Below are 20,051 nucleotides of genomic sequence, written 5' to 3'. Positions count from 1 at the left end.
TAGAACACTGAATGACGTACGCTCAATCGATTCGGTCGTACACCTCTTTTCTCATGGCCGCGTCCAACACCTGGGGCGGGTGCAGGCCTTCGATCAGGATGAATGTTCCATCCGGCTTTATATCAATGCCGGATGCCGTGGCGATCACCGTTGATTCGGGATGCCGGTTGATGATGTTCAGCAGCGGCTGTTGATCGCCGAGTGTCTGTTTCAGTGAACTTGCCAATCCCTGCGCGCTGCGCGCGCTATCACCGCCGACGAAGATTACCTTGCCACCATTGGCCAACGACGCGTCCAGCTGTTTCAACAGCGGCAGCATCGTCGGGTCGGCGACACCGCCTTGCAGGTGGATCAATGTACGCTTGTGATAGATCCCGTCCTTCAAGTCGCTGAGCACCGCCAATGCTGTGCAATCGCTGATTCCCCGGGTATACAGGATCGAACTGGGATCCAGGCTTTGTGCCGATTCGGTGACCGGAACGTAAACCTTCTCCGGAACCACCGATGAGCCCGCGAGCAACTGCTGGCCCCCCTGGGTCGTGGACGTATCTATAGGCGCCTCGTACAGCTGTTTCACGGGGCGGTCGTGCACGCTCGCGTTGCTCATCCACCCTTCGTCATGGGTACTGACCTTGAACTCGAGCTTGTCAGGGTCGGTGCTGTAGGTGCGATAAGGGGTGGCCGGTTTTTTCTGCGTAAACAGTGCTTGCAGGCCTTCGCTCATGGCGCTTTGGGTGGGGAATGTAGCAAGGCCAAGGTTCGGATCATAAAAAAAGAACTGCTTGTTCACGCCGTCAACTTTTACGCCCGCCATCATCGCGTGACCCGGCGAATCGATCATCAGGGTCGTGGACGATGTGGCGCGGCCCAGCTCGGCGATCAGCTCATCGTGGGACACTTGCCGCACCGGGTTACCGGCGTGGAACACTGCCGGGGTGCTCACCTGCTTCTGTACGTCCTGCAGTGTTTTGGTAAAGGTTACAGAGGCTGGATGAGTCGGCTTTGCGGCGGCGCTGAACATGTTTTCAATCAACGTTTGACCCTTGCCCTGCTCGAGCGCCGAGGCCATGATTTTGGAGAGCGCGGCACATTGGCCTTGGGACAGTGAATCCACCTGACTGAGGTAAAACAGCTGGGGATTGGCGGTGAATGTGCCACCCGCGGCATCAATGAGCGACTGTGCCTGCTTCACCCCATTGAACGCATGCTGCACGGCAAGGCGCTCTCGCTGACGTGCCAGGGCACCGACCTGCGCCGCCGTCAGCCCCTCCGCCTGAGCCAACTTCATGACCTGTTCGGCGCTCAGCCGGGAGGAAAAGCCCTTGATGGTATAAGGGTCCCCCGCGTTGTAGCCGTTGTTGAATGCCGTGCTGGACGGCCCGTTCTTAAGCTTTTGTTCGAGGGCCCTGAAGTTTTCGCGAATGCGCCTGGACGGCTCGGACAAGGCCGGCGCGGCGCCTTGCCAGCTTTCCAATCGCTCGTCAGTGGCCCGAAATGAGGGTGTAAAGTCATCCACCGCGTGCTGTCCGCCTGCAGGGCTGTAAGCGTGCCATTTACCGTTGTGCAACACGGCAGCCCCCTCGACGACTTCCCCGTTGATTTTGTACACCCCCATCGCAGCGGCATCGTAGGTCCGGCTGGCTTTGAACAGGTCATAGTGCCCTGCAGTGCCGCGCACCTGGTTCAACACCGCCTTGAAGCGGCGTGCGGCTGTTCGCCCTGCACCCGCGACGGCATCCTCGACCCCCGGAATCGGGCTCAACACCCCAATAGCGCTACGCCCAAGGATCCGGCCCACACTCCACGCCTTGGCTGCCGCGGAGCCAGCGCCAACTGCTACACGCGCCACCTGCCCGGCCGCTGACGCAATCACGAGGACAAAGCCAAGCGCGTCGAAAAAACCATTTTTAATGATCCCGTCAACATCGCCGCGATTGATTGCTTCAATTGTCCCGTAGAGTGGAATCAGCCCCTTTATAAATTCGCGTATCTTTCGAATCGGCGGTATTTCACTTTCAAAGGTCGTCAGGCCCCTGGTCTCCCTGACGATCTTCTCACGCACCTGATCGTACATATTGTCCCGCACCAGTTGCGCAATACGAAAGGTTCGGTCGCTGTGGTAGGTCTGGGGAACACCCGAAGTGTCGCGTTGTTCGGCGAAGCGCTGCGCGTCCTCCGGTTGGGTCGACACTTTTTCTAGATAGCGTCGATCACGTGGAATGTCGGCATACGTCGTGACCGTGATCTTGTCATCATCAAACGGTCGCGGGTGCAGTTCGTATCGGTATTGGAAGGCCCGATGGCCAACCGGAAAATCTTCCTCAAGGTCAGGCCTGCGGATGATCTTGTGTTGATTGGGATTGACCTCGTAAACCCTGAACTCACCCTCGTGTTCGGCACGGACCAGCAAAGGTTTCTGCGCGTCCGGCTGGCCACGGCGCCAATACGGAGGAGACTTGGATTGATGGTGGATCAATTCCTCACGGTAAACCTCGACCTTGCCATATTCGATGAATTCGCGGTCCTTCAAGGGCAACTGGGTGAGCCTGTATACAATGGCGTCAAACGAGCTGATTTCCAGTTGATCCAGGTGCTCGTTGACCTTCGTCTCAAACTGCTGGTTGAAGTCAGGCAGGTTCAGGGTTTTCGCTTGATTGACGATCTGGGCAATGGGTACACCTGGATCGTTCGACGTCCATCGGGCGATCACGGCTCGGGGTGCAGTGGCGAGTCGAAAGGTATTTCTGTAGGGGATAACTTCAGGCGCATCTAACAACCTACCCTCGACAGCCAGGTCCACCACGGAATAGGGGCCAGGTAAATCCCTGCTTTCGGGTGAGCGATAAATGCATTTCTTTTCATAGTCCGTATCCGCGCCAAAATTTTCTTTGAGCCAATCCAGTGTCATTTGTTTACGATCGGGGATATCGGAACGCTGGATCACAGAGGCCCGGGACAGCCGGCGCACTTCTTCATCGAAGGCCTTGCGTATGCGCGACATTTGCGCGGGAGAGCGGTCGTCAGTCGGGCTGTCAGGAACGATGCCCCGGCAAACCGCCCAGTCGATGATTGCAAGGTCCTGGGCCTGCCGGGCAACGAGTTGATCGGCGCGCGTGACCGGTGCAATGTCATCGAACGCCATGACCTGGGCGTAACTCATGGTCGCGGCGCTGCCAGGTGACTGGGCCTCGATACGCGCGACTGCCGTACACAGGCTGACCCAGCTGTGGGAGCCGAAGACTACGCCGATGGGGATGTCCTTGACCAGGAATTGCGGGGCCTTGCGTGCCAACAGCAGGTGAGCTGCGGCCGGCGCCATGGCTTCGCTGGCGCGGTTGAGGGTCTTGAGATGTTCGGTCAAACCGGCAACGACCGCCGAGGCGGGTTGACCCCAGAAGCGGCTGCCATCCAGGTCAAAACTCGCCACTCGATTGCGCGGCGGCGGTTGTACGCTGCCCAGCACGCTCTCTCGGTCGAGCGAGACTTGCAATCCTGTCAGGAGCCAATCGGTATCGCTGCCGAGCGTGGAGTTCGCGTCAACCTTGGCGCGCAGTACGCGCCCGACCTCCTGGGCGGCGGGAGCGTTGATCAATGCGCTGATCACGCGCTCAGGTTCGGCGGCCTCAGCCTCGCTCAGTTGCAGCGTGGACGTCAGTAAACCAAACAGTTCCGAGTCAGCGGGCAGCTCCAGTGCTTGCACCGGGTGGTAGTACATCGCCAGTAACTGCTCATGAGACGGCGGCTGCGGCCAGGACATTGCGCCACCGTAATCGCCCAATGGTTGAGCCGCGAGGGGAGCTCGTCGGACGTAGCTCAACAGGTTCTTCAACGCGTCGAAGTCGGTCGGCAGGTTCCAGCCGTGATCCTGGATAAACTGCTTGAGGCTGACCTGATCCCTCGCTCCAAGCTTATGGAACTGCGCGTAGGTAGAGTTCGGTTCGACCTCCATTGTGTGGACCTGGAGGAGATTCGCGATACGCTCGTTGAGCTGCTGGTCCACCTGTTCTTGCGTCATCCCCGGAGGGTTCAGGCTTTTCTGCTCTCTGATCAATGGAAGTTGCTGGTCGAGGCCTGTCAGCGCCGCCTGCGTAAAACGATCTATGTTTTTTCTGTCCGGCAATACCGCTTGCCCCTTTGCCTGCACAGACGTGAACGCAGGGGGCCGAATCGCACGTTTGGGGCGTGAAGCGACAGCGGAATCCAGCGCGGGCGTCGCGCTTGCCTGGGTGTTTGTCACAGGTCCGCTGTCCGCGGGGAGTAGCGGGCTCACGGAAAGCTCCGGTGAGCGCATATTCACAGTGATCATCTCGATTTCCGGCCTCAGTAAACTCATCTCGCCTTCAGGGCACTGAAGGCAGGAAGTTGCAATACTGAGTGCAGGAAACGAGGGTCATGAATCCACGGAATGGCGCGTCAAAGCATGACCGTATGTATCAGCGGCAGGACATCACGCGAGTAAGCGCTGGATATGCTCTTGCAGCGTATCCAGGTCAAACGGCTTGGCCAGGATCGGCGCATTGCGCGTGATCGGGCTGTTGCAGTCGAGAATTTCCTGCGGGTAGCCACTGATGAAGATCACTTTCAATTCCGGGCGCAACAGCAGTGCGGGCTCGGCGATCTGAACGCCGGAAATCCCGCCGGGCAAACGGTAATCGGTGACCATCAGGTCCAGGTGCGGCTTGGAGGCAAGGATTTCGAAGGCCTGCTCCCCATCGATCGCCTTCAACACCCGATAGCCCAGGCCCGCCAGGTATTCACCCAGCACAAACATAATGGATTCATCGTCCTCGACGATCAGAACGACATCTTGTGCATCTTCACTCATGGGAAGCCTTTGTCCGGTCAATTGCTGCAATTACGACCATGGGGTCACGCAGAGGTTGCGTCGAGGTGACGATTGATTTCATGTCGACGCCTGCAAGGGCAGGCACACCCTGAACAAGGCGCCCTCGCCTATCTGGCTCTCGACCTCGATAGCGCCACCGTGGGCCGCAACGATCTGCTCGGAAATGAACAGCCCCAGGCCCAGGCCCGCCGCCACTTGGCTGGCGGAAACCCGTTCGAACTGCTGGAAAATGCGCTTCTGGTTGTCTTCACTGATGCCAATACCGTGATCGCGCACTTCCACACGGGCTTCGCCGTGCTCGCTGTACACACGCACTTCAACCGGGCTTTTGGCTCCGTAGCGCAGGGCGTTGGTCAGCAGGTTGGTGACCACCTGCTCGATGCGGAACTCGTCCCAATTGCCCTCTACCGGCCCATCGGCCACCAGCGTCATGGTCGAGTCCGCCGCCGCGACCTGGGGCGCGAAGTTCTCCACGAGATTGCTCACCAACTGTGTCAGGTCGAAACGTGCCGGGCGTATCGACAGTTTACCGGTGCGAATGCGCGACACGTCGAGCATGTCTTCGATCAGGCGGATCAGGCTCTGGATCTGACGTTCATCACGGTCGACCATGGCGTGCATCTTGTCCAGAGTGAACGCGGCAGCGTTGTCGCGGGCCAGGTGCATCTTGCGCAACTGGGTCTCGAGGATCAGCCCGTTGAGGGGCGTGCGCACTTCGTGGGCGACGATCGACATGAAATCGTCACGCATGCGCACGGCCTGCTCCAGTTCGGCCTGGGTGGCCTGCAGGCGCGTCAGCAGCTGTTCCTGCTCGCGACGGCTGCGCTCCAGGGCTTCGACCTGCAGCTTCATGGCCTTGCTTTGGCGGTACAGGTCGACGAACACATTGACCTTGCTCTTCACCGCATGGATATCCAGCGGCTTGTGCAGGAAGTCCACGGCGCCGCTTTCGTAGCCCTTGAAGGCGTAATTGAGTTCGCGGCCGGCGGCGCTGACGAACACAATCGGGATGTTCTTGGTCTTTTCGGTACCGCGCATCAATTCGGCCAACTCGAACCCGTTCATGCCGGGCATCTGCACGTCGAGAATCGCCATGGCGAACTCGTGCTCCAGCAACAGGGACAAGGCCTCGTCGGCGCTCAATGCCTTGAACACCTGGCGGTCCTCGCGCTTGATCAGCGCTTCGAGGGCCAGCAGGTTTTCCGGCAGATCATCGACGATCAGCAGTTTGGCCTGGACAGTACTTAACATGGGGAATATTCCAGGGAAGCCAGCAGTGAGCCAATGCGGCTCAACGTCAGAATGTGGTCGGGTGAATGCAGCGCCAGGGCTGCACGTGGCATGACAGCGACACGTGCCTCAGTGGGTTCTTGCACGACGGTGGTACCACCCTGCTGCTTGACGTGAGCCAGGCCGCGGGCGCCGTCATGGTTGGCACCGGTCAGCAGGATTGCCATCAGGCCTTTGCCGTAGGCATCGGCGGCGGATTCAAACAGGAAATCAATCGCCGGCCGCGAATGGTGCACCCGGTCTTCCTGGCTCAGGGACAGGCTGCGGTCATGCTCCACCGACAGGTGATAACCGGGGCCGGCAAAGTACAGGGTGCCGGGCTTGAGCACTTCCTTGTCCCGCGCCTCCACCACCGGCATGGCAACCCGACGGTCAAATACCTCGGCCAATTGGCTACGGCGTTCGTCCGGCAGGTGTAATACGGTGATGATCGGCAAGCCGAAATCTGCGGGCAATTGGCCAAATATTGTCAGCAGCGCCTCCACGCCACCGGCGGATGCGCCGATGACGATAGCTTCTATGCCCCGGACCGATGCCGGGCTGGCAGACGCTTGGTTCATAGCTTCCGGTAGATCCGTTCCTGTTTGACCAAGGGTTCGAACTGTTTGCCGAACGCGGAGAAATCCAACGTCTCCTTGCTGCCCAGCACCAGGAAGCCGCGATGACACAGCGACTCATGGAACAATCCAAACGCACGATCCTGCAATTTTTTATTGAAATAAATCAATACGTTACGACATGAAATTAACTGAGTTTCTGAGAATACACTATCGGTCGCCAGGCTGTGGTCGGCAAAGGTGACATTCTCGCGCAGCGTCTTATCGAAGATGGCGTAATCGTATGCCGCCGTGTAGTAGTCGGCAAATGAACGTTGCCCACCGGCCTGCTGATAATTGGCGGTGTAGGCGCGCACGTTCTCCAGGGAAAAGATGCCCTGCTTGGCCTTGTCCAGCGACGCCGGGTTGATGTCGGTGGCGTAGATGATCGTACGCTCCAGCAACCCCTCTTCGCGCAGCAGGATAGCCATGGAGTACACCTCCTCGCCCGTGCTGCAGCCGGCGATCCAGATCTTGATCGACGGGTAGGTCTTGAGCAGCGGCACCACTTCCTGGCGGATTGCCAGGAAGTGCGACGGGTCGCGAAACATCTCGCTCACCGGGATCGTCAGGAACTGCAGCAACTGCATGAACGCGGCCGGGTCGTGCAGCACGCGCTCCTGCAAGGCGGAAATGGTCGCGCAGTCAAACTGGCGCAGGGCGTGGGCCACGCGGCGCTTGACCGACGCGCCGGAGTAATCCCGGAAGTCGTAGCTGTACTTGAGGTAAATCGCCTCGATCAACAGGCGCAGCTCAATGTCGCTGCTTTTTTCCAAAAAACTTCGCTCCACTTAAATGCGTTCCATCTTCGGTAGCCATACGCGAATCAGTGAGAACAGACGATCCAGGTCGATCGGTTTGGCCAGGTAATCGTTGGAGCCGGCTGCCAGGCAGCGCTCCTGATCGTCCTTCATGGCCTTGGCCGTGACCGCGATGATCGGCAGTTTCTTCCAGCGCGGGTCCTGGCGGATCAAGGCAGTGGCCTCGTAACCGTCCATTTCCGGCATCATCACGTCCATCAGCACCAGGTCGATATCGTCGACTTCATTGAGTTTGTCGATGGCTTCACGGCCGTTACGCCCGATCACCACCACCGCGCCTTTGTGCTCCAGGGCACTGGTCAGGGCGAAGATGTTACGCACATCGTCGTCCACCAGCAGGATCTTGCGCCCCTCGAAGACCTTGTCGCGGCTGCGGGCGGTCTTGAGCATCTTCTGGCGATCATGGGACAGCTGGGATTCGACTTTGTGCAGAAAGAGTGTGACTTCGTCCAGCAGGCGCTCGGGCGAGCGGGCGCCCTTGATGATGATCGAGCGCGAATACTTGCGCAGTTCGGCCTCTTCATCGCGGGTCAGGTTGCGACCGGTGTAGACGATCACCGGCGGGAACGAGCAGATGTCCTCGGTGGCCATGCGCTTGAGCAACTCGTTGCCGAGCATGTCCGGCAGCTTGAGGTCAATGATCATGCAATCGTAGATATTGGTGCGCAGCAGGTCCAGGGCGGCCTGGGCGTAACCGACGTCGGTGATCTCGATATCATCGTCGCCGATCAGGCGGGCAATGCTGTCACGTTGCAGGTCGTCGTCCTCCACCAGCAGCACGCGCTTGACCTTCTGGGTCAGCTTTGCTTCCAGGCGCGCGAACACGTCCTTGAGTTCTTCGCGGGTGGTGGGCTTCACGGCATAACCGATGGCGCCCATGTGCATGGCGGCTTCCACGCGGTCCTCTACGGAAATCACGTGCACCGGGATATGCCGGGTGTTGGCGTGTTCCTTGAGGCGTTGCAGTACGGTCAGCCCGGAGTGGTCCGGCAGGCGCATGTCCAGCAGGATCGCGTCGGGAATGTACTCCTCGGCCAGGCTGTAGCCTTCGTCGGCGCCATGGGCCACCAGGCAGTTGTAACCCAGCTCGTGGGCCAGGTCGAAGAGGATACGCGCAAAGTTCGGCTCATCCTCCACCACCAGGATGCAGCGCGTGGTGAACGGGGCCTTGTCGCGGTCATCGGCAAAGCGTGGGATCTGGCTGGCATCGGCCACCGGCAGCGGCGACACCTTGACGGGCACCGGAACCGGTGCGGGCGCCACCACCACTTGGCGGGGCTGCTCGATCGGCGCCGCGTCTTCTTCGCGTTCTACATACTGCTCCGGCAATACCAGGGTGAAGACACTGCCCTTGCCTGGCTCGCTGGTCACACTGATGTAGCCACCCAGCAGGGTCGCCAGGTCGCGGGAGATCGACAGGCCCAGGCCAGTGCCGCCATAGCGGCGGTTGGTGGTGCCGTCGGCCTGGCGGAAGGCTTCGAAGATGCTTTCCTGCTGGTCCGGGGCAATGCCGATGCCGGAGTCGCGAACCGTGAAGGCAATGCCCTCCCCCGACGCGCGGGACACCGACAAACTGACCTCACCCTGCTCGGTGAACTTGACCGCGTTGGACAGCAAGTTCTTGAGGATCTGTTCCAGGCGCTGGCGGTCGGTGAACAGCATGGTCGGCGAGCCTGCCTGCACGTCCACCTGGAACCCCAGCTTGCGGTCGGCCGCCAACGGCTCGAACATCCCGCGCAGGCCGTCTACCAGGCGTGCCACGCTGGAGTTTTCCGGACGCACTTCGAGCTTGCCGGCCTCGACCTTGGAAATATCCAAGATGTCATTGATCAGGTTGAGCAGGTCATTGCCGGCGGAATAGATCGACTCGGCAAACTTGACCTGCTCGGCGCTGAGGTTTTCCTGGGGGTTCTCGGCCAGCAACTTGGCCAGGATCAGCGAGCTGTTCAGCGGTGTGCGCAGCTCGTGGGACATGTTGGCGAGGAATTCGGACTTGTATTTGCTGGAGCGTTGCAACTCTTCGGCGCGGTCTTCCAGCTCCAGCTGGGCCTGGTTGAGCTCAATGTTCTTGCGGTCCATGGCGTCGCGTTGCTCGGCCAGGGTCTCGGTCTGCTCGGCCAATTGTTCGTTGGTCTGCTCAAGCTCGGCCTGCTGGGTTTCCAGGTGGGCCTGGGACTCCTTGAGGATGCGCGACTGTTCTTCCAGCTCTTCGTTGGCGGTCTTGAGTTCTTCCTGCTGCACTTGCAGCTCTTCATTGAGCTGCTGGGTCTCGGCCAACACTTCTTGCAGGCGTTGGCGGTAGCGGGCGGCTTCGATGGACGTGCCGATATTGCCGGCGATCAGTTCCAGCAGCTCTTCGTCGCGCTCTTCCAGCGGGCGCAGGAAACCCAGCTCGATCACGCCATTGACGCGGTCATCATCGCTGGTGGGCATGACCAGTACGCTGCGGGTCGGGCCTTCGCCCAGGCCGGAGCTGACCTTGAAGTAATCCACCGGCACGTCGTCCAGGCGAATCAGGCGATCCAGCTGGGCCGCCTGGCCGACAATGCCCTCGTCACTGTAGATCGCTTGCTCGCGCTGTTCCTGCTCGCGGGAGAAACCGTAGGTGGCCACGCGCTTGAGGCCGCCGTGTTCTTCTCGCACGTACAGCGCGGCAACGGCCGAGCCCATGTACTGGGCAAAAAATTGCAGGATATTGCGGCCGAGCATGTTGAGGGTGAGCTGGCCAAGCACTTGTTCGGCCAGTTCGGTCTGGCCATTGCGCAGCCAGGCTTGCTGCTCCAGGCGTCGGGCAATCTTCTGTTGCGACGCGAGGTTTGCGCCGTAACTTTCTGATAAAGCGACCAAATTCTTTCGACCAACGTAAGCCAGGAAACCACTCAAGCCGAGCACAAAGGCCAGGTACAGGGTGACGCTGATCACCGTGGTGCGGGTGACTTCCTCATTTCGGGTGATGCGGAACTGCTGCTCCATCGCCACCGCATCGTCGTATTCCTTGCGGATCTCATCGGTCAGGCGCTTGCCACGGCCGGCCTTGACCGCGCTGCGGTAGTCGCCGCTGGTGCGCTGCATGTCAATCATCGACTGGGCGTACTTGTTCCACTCGGCCTGCAGGGCTTCCAGGCGCTTGAGGCGGTCAACCTGCTGCGGGTTGTCCGCCACCAGGTCCTGCAGGTTGCGCAGGTCGGCAATGATGCGCGGCTTGGCAACCTCATAGGGGTCAAGGAAATGCTCGTCGCCGGTGATCAGGAAACCGCGCATGCCGGTCTCCAGGTCGACCGTCAGTTTGGACGACTCGTTGAGGTTATTGATGACCCGGTCGGTGTGCTCCACCCACTGGATCACCGACAGTAAATAGGTGATCAAAACGACGAAAAACACCGCGCTGAGCACGCCCACACCCAGGGGCAATGCCACGTTTCGGCTCAGGAGGGTACGAAAGCTCTTTTCATCGACGGACGACGCGGGAGTCATGGGCATGCCTTGGCCAAATACGGAAAACCGAGAGTTTGCCCGAATATCAGGCGCCAGGGCTATGTTTTCACGTTGATTTGCAGCAGAAGCCTGATCGTTACGAGAAAAAACAGCCGAGTCATATCGCCTTACAGTCTACCGACGCCACAACCGGAACGTGGATGTCCTACAGTCCCACAGAAAGAGGGTCTTGGGAAAAAGGAGGTTCCGTTATGAGAGACGTCTCCCCTCTTCCTGGTAAAGGTGCCTCAATGACTATCACGTTAGACTCTCGTGCCCGTACGACCTTTGACACTATCTCCTCGCAACAACCCGCACCACTGGCGACCGGAACGCCCGTTTCGAACGACAAAACCCCAGACCAAACGGCATCACTGCCGACCATTGTATTCGTCCCTGAGGCCGTGACCTTCAAGGAAAAGTTGGCCCATAAACGTAACTTGAAGACAATTGGGCAGAAGCTTGAGGACATTGCCCGACTGTTAGGGCCGAATGCCTCCAAAGCGCAAGTGCAAAAAGAACTCAAAGCCACCGTGGTGATCCATCCAGACTCGGCCTTCTACAAAGTGGCGGGCGGCACCACCACGCTTGAGTGTTTTATCAATAGCTACGACAAGTTTTTACCTGACAGCCAACATACGCTCACCGGCCTGGGGGGCGCGTTTGTCCAAAGGTCGCTCGAACATCCCTTGGGTAACCTGGGAGGGGCGTTGAGCTGGCCAGTACCTCTCAGCACAGATGAGCAGCGGCGTTTACGCCTTTTCACGCTGAGTTATGGCGACGCTCCGGACAAGCCTTTGGTCATGCAGACCAAAGGCCTCTTACTGGAGTTTTTAAGGCAACGGGCATCTCTCCCACCTGAAACGCTGCGGGATCCAATCAGTACCGTTAACGCGCTGATCGGTTCGCCCGATGCGCAACGACTGGGCAAAAACCTTCAGGAGCAGATGCAGGGCCTGCCCACCGAAAGCAGCGTCACGGACTACCTTCTCGCGGCACTCAACGTGCAGCTGGACCCTGAATCCATCGCAAATCCACAGCGTAATATCATCGCCGGTTTCGACCTGGCCAGCGCTAAACACCAAGGCATGCCGGCGTCGGTGGTAATTGACGCGTTGAGCACACACCTGGTGAAGGAGAAAAAAACCAGCCCAGAGCTGGCGGGTGCAGCCGCCCACCTGCTGTTGGCAACCCGTGCGCCTGTGTTCCTGATCAAAGACATCCCCGGCAGCGTGACCTATGGTAGCCCGGCCTGGGTCAACCTGGCGGTTGCCGCGGCGACCATAGAAGCCCAGACACCGGGCAAAGTCCCCAACATGAGCTTTGCCGAAGTCATGCTGGCGGCCAGGAGCGCTGGCGTGGCCGACCCGGCCGTCACCGAAGCGGTTAAACGTGAAGCCTTGATCGATTGGGGCGTAGCCAATAGCGTATTAGCAAAAAAGGCCGACGCTGCGTATACAGCCGAGGAGCTGACTACGTTGGTCACGACCTTCAATGCGCGCAATTCCTTGATGACGAGCGCGACACAGGCCTTTGAAAAAGACATACCCTCTCGCAGAGAAGTCGCACTGGCCGAGCTTAAAACACGCTTTCCCGACCACGAAGCAATGTTTGAAGAAAGACTTATCCACGTGTTGACGAAAAGGCGCAATTCCAATGGCGTGGTTGTAGAAACCCCCGTCATAGAAGTAGGCCCACACTCGATGCTGGACATCGCCATGATGGGGCTGACCAATGCCGACCTGCATTTCAGCACTCGCGACAGTCGTGTGCCTCTGGCGACATTGAACGCCAACCCATACTTTGGCGCGCCAGCTAAGTTTGAATCGCAATTCAACGACACAATTCAGGAAAAAAAAGAGGCGGTCAGTACCTCTATCAAACACTTGATTGCTCAACTGCCTGCGCAAGACCGCAAAAAATTTGAATATGGCAAGGTCACTTTCTATCAAACCCACTCTCATCAACTGGGGGCAGGTTTCTTCGCCAAGACGGCTTTTCCCATAGACCAGAAATTACTGGTAAGAACGGAAGTCAACGGGCGTGCCACTGCCTATGAGATCGACTTCAACGCTGGACGTATCCTAGAAGTGCCGGAAGTTTTGGCACAGCCCGACTCTACCCGACATGCCAAACTGGTGTATGAAACGAAGGCGTTCACACCCAAAGCAAGTGCAGCAAACCTGAGTGATGAACAATCATTATCGTCAGATAGCCCGCGCCTGGACAGCTTCAGTTCGGCTCGCACACAGTACATCGCCGACGCCTTTGTCGAGCATATCAACCTCGACGATCCCGCTATCAAGCAACAGGCGCGGGGCATTACCACTGCGGACAAGAATCGCAAGAGAGCCGAAGTCACCAACGATTTCATACTAGACCTGATTCCTTTTCGTTCCGCAATCCAGAGTTTTCGCCAGGGCAACATTGGCAGCGGCCTATTCGATCTTGCCCTGGACGTATTTGGTTTCCTGACCGCTGGCGCAGGCACTGCGGGAAAACTGGCCAAAATCGCCGGCACCGCGGTCTCCACTGCGACCAGAGTGGCGCGGACGGTCAAAACCATCGGCATAGCGACCTTCAGCGCGCTCAACCCATTGGGTGGCGTGGGTGACCTCGCCGTAGGGGGAGCGAAACGTATCGGCAATGGGTTCCAGAAGGTCTCTCAGTGGATCAATACGCTCACGGGCAAGAGCGGTACTTATGATTTGCTCAAGGCTGCGGGCAAAGGCTACGACGCAATGGCCATAGGTTCTATCAAGGTGCTTGATCAGGATGTCCCGGCAGTGGCGGTGTTCAAAGACGGCAAGTGGTACAACTATGACGCCGCCAACACGAAAGCCTATGGTGGGCCACTGAAAGATTTCCAACCTTCCAGACTGACGGCTGGAGGCAAGATCAAGGCAGACACTCCATTGGACGCCAGTAACTGGCTAACCAGCTGGTTCAGCTCACCTGCCGCCAACCCTCATTACGCACGGGATTTTGAAGCCTCCCGTGTCAAGGCCCTGCAAACCGACCTTGCGGGTTTCAACCGCGGATATGACCGCGCGATGCCGCCAAAGATCGCTGATTACTCGCCAAGCTTGTCCGTCAAGGAGATCAAGCAATTATCATTGGCAAGCGAGCGATCCGCTGAGGAAATAGGCAGCCTGGTCCGGCGAATTGAAGATCTGGAAGAGCTTCCAAACAGATTCTTTGCGAAGACTGATAAGGTCAAGCTGAATGACTTTAAAACGTTCGAGAACGGTTATCTCGGGGGCAAGCCCGAATCAGTCACTGGTTACTCACCTACGATGAAAATTGCTGAACTTCAGGAGCTGGCATTACAACCCGGTCGCTCGTCCGCAGAGATTGGCTTTTTAGCCCGGCAGGTCGAAAAACGAACAGTCACCTTCAATTTAGAGCTCGCCAGGAAGTTCGGCGACGAAATGCGCGCGGCGGGTGGCACAGTCATCCACTTGCCCCAAGGCTTCTACCTCAGCCAGGTTCAACCGAATTCACAGGGACAATGTGCGGGGATGGCGCAATTAATGGCCTACGCGATAAAGGAGGGAAAGTCCGCCACGCTGATTGACAACCTCCACATCGCAATGGCCTTCCCCAACCATCCCAATACGCAGGCGTTTCGCAACACTCTGCACCGCTACCATGGAACACTCCGGTACAACTTCCACGTAGACCAGGCCACTCGCGACATGACGCCAGCGGGCATCATTGCTGAACTATCGAACGCCCAGGTTTCAAAACAGCTGCAGATCAGCAATGAGGTCCATGCGATTACAGCCGGCGTGACGGTTAAAGGCACTGAAAAAACCTGGTTTTATTATGATCCAAATCTAGGGATTGCCACCTTTGCGAATGAGGCAGCCATGCGCAAGGGCATCGAGCGTGCCATGAACAGCGGCTCCACCAGTGACCTGTTCAAGCCACGCGCCGAAACGCTCGCTTATAAAGTCTCGGACTTTGATGAATTACCATTGATGAATACCGTAGGCGACATTCAAGGTCCCTTCCGTATGATTTCGCAACCGCTGGTGATCCCCAAACCTTGACTGACACAAAGCGATAGCTGGATGTTCTGACCCGGCACTCACCCTGATGAAATGCCGGGTATTCTCGTCGACTGCCGGCGTCCGGACGCGACATTCCCTTCCAACACCGGCACAATGCAAGCCGGCTTTCGGGAACTTGCCGACATCGCCATGACTCATTAGAAAATGGTCATTCGACAGCGATAGGCCGGCGCCTCCACTTCTTGGGAATTTTTTATTATGTCCGTCACCCCCTCCACCATCCTGATAGTCGAAGACGACGCCATCGTGCGCATGTTGATCGTCGATGTACTCGAAGAACTGGAGTTTGTGGTGCTTGAGGCCGCTGACGCCGAGGAGGCGCTCAAAGTGGTTGAAAATAACCAACAGACCATCGACCTGATGATGACCGACATGGGCCTGCCAGGCATGAGTGGCAAGGAACTGGCAGACCAGGTACGCCAACTGCGCCCTGCCTTGCCCATCCTGTTTGCCAGCGGCTACGCGGAAAACATTGACGTGCCTGCCGGCATGCAGGTGATTGCCAAGCCATTCTCCATCGATCAGTTGCGCGATAAAGTCAAATCGATGCTGCCCGCCGCCTGAGCCCCGCTGCCGCCCAATCAGGGCGGCCACTTGCGACCATCGCCTGCCGAGGGGCTGATACCTGCGCTCCACCGGCACCTGAACCTTCGATTCGAAGAACGACACCCACTAGATTCCCATCGGTGTTGGTGCGGGCAACGCCTGGAAAGCCGGCAGTCATCTCTTCAATGCCTATGTCGAGCTACAGTGGACAGTGGCGAGCCAGGGTAACGGCTCGCACGAGTTCACGGTGTTCGCAGGGATTAACGTGACGTTCGACAAATAAACCGGTTAACTCGGCGTTTTCATCCCACGCCCTTAAAAAAGATCTCTGGAAGGACGCAACAACATGATTGGAAAACCGACGCGCCTGCTGTTGGCGAGCCTCTCGATACTCATGAGTACCGGCGCCTGGGCCGATTTCACCGCAACCCCCAGCGAAGCCCGGGCCATCGCCAAGGAAGCCTATTTGTATGGCTACCCGGTGGTGGAGATGTACAAGACGCTCTACACCCAAGCCGTCGACAAGGGCGGGGCCAACTTCAAGGCGCCGTTCAATCACATCGGCAACACTGCCCAGGTGTTCACGCCCAAGGACACCGCCTTCGTCACCCCGAACTCAGACACGCCCTACTCCTTCGTATGGTTGGACCTGCGCAGCGAGCCCCAGGTGCTGACCCTGCCCAAGATCGACGACAACCGCTACTACTCGGTGCAGTTGATCGACCTCTATACCCAGAACTTCGCCTACCTGGGCACCCGCAGCACCGGCAACAACGGCGGCCACTACATGATCGCCGGTCCCGACTGGAAGGGTCAGCAGCCGGTGGACATCGACCGTGTGGTGTACAGCGAAAGCAATATCGCCTACGCCCTGTACCGCACGCAGCTGTTTGATGAAAAAGACCTGAACAAGGTCAAGCAGATCCAGAGCGGCTACAAAGTGCAGCCGTTGAGCAGCTACGTGAAGCAACCCGCCCCCGCCAAGCCGCCGAAGATCGAATGGCCCAAGCCCATGGCAACCATGACCGAAGGCCCGCAACTGTTTCGCTACCTGAACTTCATGCTGGCCTTCGCCGCACCGCAGGACAGTGAAAAAGACCTGCTGGCGCGGTTTGCCAAGATCGGGATCGCCCCGGGCGCACCGTTCAAGGTCAAGGAATTGACCGCCGAACAACGCAAGGCCCTGGAAGACGGTATCTCGGATGCACGCGCCGAGTTCGCCGCATTCAAGAAGGACAAGATTGACACCCACCAGGTCTCCAGTGGTGAGCTGTTCGGCAGCCGCGACCGCCTGAAAAACAACTACCTGTACCGCTACGCCGGCGCCGACATGGGCATTTTCGGCAACTCCACCGACGAAGCGGCTTATCTCGGCTACTTCGTCGACAGCGAAGGCAAGCCCGCCAACGGCGCGCGCCACAGCTACACCGTGCATTTCGCCAAGGACCAACTGCCACCCGCCGACGCATTCTGGTCACTGACCATGTATGACGCCAAGACCAAACTGCTGGTGCCCAACCATAAGAAACGCTACCTGATCAACTCGCGGATGCTCTCCAGCCTCAAGCGCGACGCCGATGGCGGCCTGACCCTGGCGCTGCAGCACCACGAGCCACCCAAAGCCGAACAAAGCAACTGGTTGCCGGCCCCACCGGGTCCGTTTTATGCCGTGTTGCGCATTTACCTGCCCAAGCCTGAGGTGGGCAACGGTCAATGGAAGCTGCCGCCCCTGACCCCGCTCAAGTAACACCGCGTGCCCGGTCGCGACAGGGATTGACCGGGCATCGACGACTCACGCGCCCTGATGCGCACCTTCCTCAACCTGTGCCAAACCGGTAATGTGCGCGCGATTGTTTAGGGAGTTGCACCGCACATGACTTGCTGGAATGTCCTTGGCCTGCCGCCGGATGCCGATAGCCGCACGATCAAGCGCACCTACGCCGCGCTGCTGAAGCAAACCCGGCCGGATGATGACCCCGAAGGGTTTCAACGCCTGCGCGAAGCCTATGAGGCCGCGCTGGAGTGGCACCAGGGGTTGCAGGAAGCCGACGAGGTGGTCATTGAAACCCGGGGCAACACCCTGGATGAGCAGTATCAGGCGGCAATGGCCGATGGCAGCGCCCTGCACGTTGAAATCCACCTATTGTTGCGCGATATCGAAAACGATCTCAGCCCCGACGAAACCCGCTGGGCGTTTGCAACCTTCAACTGGCTGACGGCCTGGCAGCGCCTGGAACTGCCCGGCGAGCTGATCGAAAAGCTTGAGCGCAAACACCGAGCGGCATTGCAGCAACCCTTGCGCCAGGCCCTGGAGCAAAAGGACGAAGCCGCCTTCCTGGCCGCCTACGCGGCACGCTCGGCGTGCCCCTGGGTGAACAATCACCCGCATGCCGAGTGGTTCAATCAATGGCTGGCGCGGCTGCTGGCGCAGAGTCATTACTGGTCGAGCGCCGTCTTCGAGGCGGTGTGTACCGGCCAGAACTGGCACGGCGGTGCAGATCATGACTGCCCTGCCGGCGACTGGGCGGTGCTGTTGCGGCGTCAACAAGCACCGGCCTTCATCGCGCGCCAGCGTGTCATGGCCAGCGAGCCGCCCTTCAGCCCACAACAACGGGCCGCGCGGTTGCTGCTGGCACCCATGAGCCTGGGCCAGCGCCGCGCATTCGCCCAACGCCTGGACGAGCACGACTGGAAAGCCTGCCAGACGCTCAGTGCCGATATCTACGCCGAGCACGTGGCCGAAGCCGAAGCCATGCCCGGTGGTACCGTGTATTTCTGGCAAGGCTGGGACACGGCCATGGACACCTGGCCGTGGATCGTCGCACTGTTCCTGAGTTGCCTGGTGGGTGTGCTGGTAAACGCCGACCCTCTGGTTGGCAATGTGGTGCCAACCCTGGGCTACGGCATGCTCTGGGCCGTGGGCGCGGTGACCGGCGCCGGGTTGGCCTGGCAGGTCTGGCGGCCCCTGGCCCACCAGTACCGGGTGCTGGATGAGCAACTCAGTGCCCGCCTGCCACGCGCGCTCAGCCCGACGCACTTGCCGTTGCTGCCGATACGCGACCTGGTGCCTGGGCTGATCCTCGCCGCCGCGCTGGGTTATGCGTTCGGGCCCTTTGCCAGCCTGACCCTGGTGGTGGCCTTGGCCGCCATCGGCGTGGCCAAGCGACCGTTCATGGATCACCACACCCCGTGGACCACCCGCCATCCCCGCTGGAGCGCGCTGGGCATGGTGCTGTTCTTCGTCTGCGGGGTTGGGCTGTACGTCGGCTTGGTGCTGCTCGACAACCAGCACCTCGTCACTCGTAACCAGGGCCTGCAACAGTGGACCGAACGCTTGTGCAGCCGCATGCCACGCTCGGCGCCGGAATGCCAGGCCCCTGCCACCCACGCGCAGTGGTATGGCCAGGAGGCCAAGCAATGAATCCGAAATGGTTGTTACCCATCGGCCTGGTGCTGGGCCTGGGATTGCTTGGGGTTGCCGGCGCCACCAAGCCGCTGCAACGCGTGCAGTTCTGGCTGGACCAGCGCGACAGTCCCTACACCGCCACGGCCAGTGCACTGGCACCGATTATTGACTGCGTGAACCGTATCGACCGGGATACGCGCCGGGCCTACTACCGCATGCAATCGCCACAGCCCGAAACGCCCAGCCAGGATAAGTTTGGCGACCGTGACGAACCTGAACCGAGGCTTATCCAGGCGGCCGTCTGCTCGCAGCTGTACACGCTCAAACTGCAGCACCAGCAGCCCGGCAGCCATTTGCTTGAGCTCGCCACGACCTATGCCGACAAGCTGAACTCATTCACGTCCTTGGCCGACATGGTCGAGCCTGTGCAGATCAATGGCATGCCGCTGAACGCGCGGCAAATAGTAGCGCAAGCCATGAACAATAGCCTGAAAGGGCAATTGGACCAGCGGGGCGAAGCCTACCTGAAGGCCTCCGCCGCGTTGCGCAACCTGTTGGAAGAGGAAGACATCCGTGTGCGCCCCGCCCAACTGGCACTGCTGGAATCACGGTTTGGCCGGGACCTGCATTGGCACCTGCTCAACCATATGATCGCGGCCCGCCAGGCAGTGAACCAGATAGACCAGGGCGTGCGCGACGCCAGCCTGACGCCGCAACAACTGCTCAGCCTGATCGATACGCTGCAACAGGCCAGCGACGCCAGCCAGGCCTTCCTGGTAAAAATGCCGCGCGACAAGCGTGAGGAAGAGGCCATTCACCTCTGGTACGCCACCCGCTCCTCCGCCGACGACTACCTCAAGGCAATGCGCACCCTGCACCAGGACTGGCTGGACCACGCCACGCCGCAGCGACTGAGTGACGACTACTTCCTTGTCACCCGTCGCTACGACATCCTGCTCAGCTTCTACAACCGGCCGGCGAGGAACGTGTATTAAC

At 59.2% G+C, this 20,051-nt stretch carries 11 protein-coding genes; 5 read left to right on the top strand and 6 right to left on the bottom strand.

Annotation, left to right across the window (positions count from 1 at the left end; genetic code table 11):
• Positions 1–22: 22 nt before the first annotated feature.
• From AC0IYN_RS25765 to AC0IYN_RS25740, 6 genes are all read right to left on the bottom strand, one after another.
• Positions 23–4,306, bottom strand: a complete 4,284-nt coding sequence (locus AC0IYN_RS25765) for a hypothetical protein (RefSeq protein WP_471843929.1) — start codon at positions 4,304–4,306, stop codon at positions 23–25.
• A gap of 141 nt (positions 4,307–4,447) precedes the next feature.
• Positions 4,448–4,825: a response regulator gene (locus AC0IYN_RS25760; protein WP_078048504.1), complete on the bottom strand. Its 378-nt coding sequence runs from the start codon at positions 4,823–4,825 to the stop codon at positions 4,448–4,450.
• A gap of 78 nt (positions 4,826–4,903) precedes the next feature.
• The gene (locus AC0IYN_RS25755) at positions 4,904–6,097 is read right to left on the bottom strand and encodes a hybrid sensor histidine kinase/response regulator (RefSeq protein WP_457267292.1); all 1,194 of its coding nucleotides are present in this window, start codon (positions 6,095–6,097) and stop codon (positions 4,904–4,906) included.
• Complete coding sequence (locus AC0IYN_RS25750; RefSeq protein ID WP_406597524.1) at positions 6,091–6,696, bottom strand: chemotaxis protein CheB; 606 nt, start codon at positions 6,694–6,696, stop codon at positions 6,091–6,093. The genes AC0IYN_RS25755 and AC0IYN_RS25750 overlap by 7 nt, the downstream gene beginning before the upstream one ends.
• The gene (locus AC0IYN_RS25745) at positions 6,693–7,523 is read right to left on the bottom strand and encodes a CheR family methyltransferase (protein WP_371857052.1); all 831 of its coding nucleotides are present in this window, start codon (positions 7,521–7,523) and stop codon (positions 6,693–6,695) included. The genes AC0IYN_RS25750 and AC0IYN_RS25745 overlap by 4 nt, the downstream gene beginning before the upstream one ends.
• Entirely contained in the window at positions 7,524–11,027 is a 3,504-nt protein-coding gene (locus AC0IYN_RS25740) for a response regulator (RefSeq protein ID WP_457267293.1), read from the bottom strand. It lies immediately after the preceding gene.
• A 251-nt stretch (positions 11,028–11,278) separates the two neighbouring features.
• Between AC0IYN_RS25740 and AC0IYN_RS25735 the strand changes: the two genes are divergently transcribed.
• From AC0IYN_RS25735 to AC0IYN_RS25715, 5 genes are all read left to right on the top strand, one after another.
• Positions 11,279–15,082, top strand: coding sequence for a hypothetical protein (locus tag AC0IYN_RS25735; RefSeq protein WP_471843923.1), 3,804 nt, complete (start codon positions 11,279–11,281; stop codon positions 15,080–15,082).
• Between the two features lie 219 nt (positions 15,083–15,301).
• Positions 15,302–15,667: a response regulator gene (locus AC0IYN_RS25730; protein ID WP_406597521.1), complete on the top strand. Its 366-nt coding sequence runs from the start codon at positions 15,302–15,304 to the stop codon at positions 15,665–15,667.
• Positions 15,668–15,995: 328 nt separating this feature from the next.
• The gene (locus tag AC0IYN_RS25725) at positions 15,996–17,396 is read left to right on the top strand and encodes a DUF1254 domain-containing protein (protein ID WP_406597520.1); all 1,401 of its coding nucleotides are present in this window, start codon (positions 15,996–15,998) and stop codon (positions 17,394–17,396) included.
• Between the two features lie 126 nt (positions 17,397–17,522).
• Entirely contained in the window at positions 17,523–19,070 is a 1,548-nt protein-coding gene (locus AC0IYN_RS25720) for a J domain-containing protein (protein WP_471843920.1), read from the top strand.
• Complete coding sequence (locus AC0IYN_RS25715) at positions 19,067–20,050, top strand: DUF3829 domain-containing protein (RefSeq protein ID WP_471843918.1); 984 nt, start codon at positions 19,067–19,069, stop codon at positions 20,048–20,050. The genes AC0IYN_RS25720 and AC0IYN_RS25715 overlap by 4 nt, the downstream gene beginning before the upstream one ends.
• The last annotated feature ends 1 nt before the right edge of the window (position 20,051 follow it).

The organism is Pseudomonas sp. AC112, from assembly GCF_979253545.1.
Note: the sequence above shows the minus strand (reverse complement) of the source record. Positions and strands in the feature narration are given on the sequence as shown.

Bases quoted from the DNA above. Each gene is read 5' to 3' on its own strand.
- AC0IYN_RS25725 (WP_406597520.1), top strand. From the start codon at position 15,996: ATGATTGGAAAACCGACGCGCCTGCTGTTGGCGAGCCTCTCGATACTC.
- AC0IYN_RS25750 (WP_406597524.1), bottom strand. From the start codon at position 6,696: ATGAACCAAGCGTCTGCCAGCCCGGCATCGGTCCGGGGCATAGAAGCT.
- AC0IYN_RS25755 (WP_457267292.1), bottom strand. From the start codon at position 6,097: ATGTTAAGTACTGTCCAGGCCAAACTGCTGATCGTCGATGATCTGCCG.
- AC0IYN_RS25715 (WP_471843918.1), top strand. From the start codon at position 19,067: ATGAATCCGAAATGGTTGTTACCCATCGGCCTGGTGCTGGGCCTGGGA.
- AC0IYN_RS25735 (WP_471843923.1), top strand. From the start codon at position 11,279: ATGACTATCACGTTAGACTCTCGTGCCCGTACGACCTTTGACACTATC.
- AC0IYN_RS25765 (WP_471843929.1), bottom strand. From the start codon at position 4,306: ATGATCACTGTGAATATGCGCTCACCGGAGCTTTCCGTGAGCCCGCTA.
- AC0IYN_RS25760 (WP_078048504.1), bottom strand. From the start codon at position 4,825: ATGAGTGAAGATGCACAAGATGTCGTTCTGATCGTCGAGGACGATGAA.
- AC0IYN_RS25730 (WP_406597521.1), top strand. From the start codon at position 15,302: ATGTCCGTCACCCCCTCCACCATCCTGATAGTCGAAGACGACGCCATC.
- AC0IYN_RS25720 (WP_471843920.1), top strand. From the start codon at position 17,523: ATGACTTGCTGGAATGTCCTTGGCCTGCCGCCGGATGCCGATAGCCGC.
- AC0IYN_RS25740 (WP_457267293.1), bottom strand. From the start codon at position 11,027: ATGACTCCCGCGTCGTCCGTCGATGAAAAGAGCTTTCGTACCCTCCTG.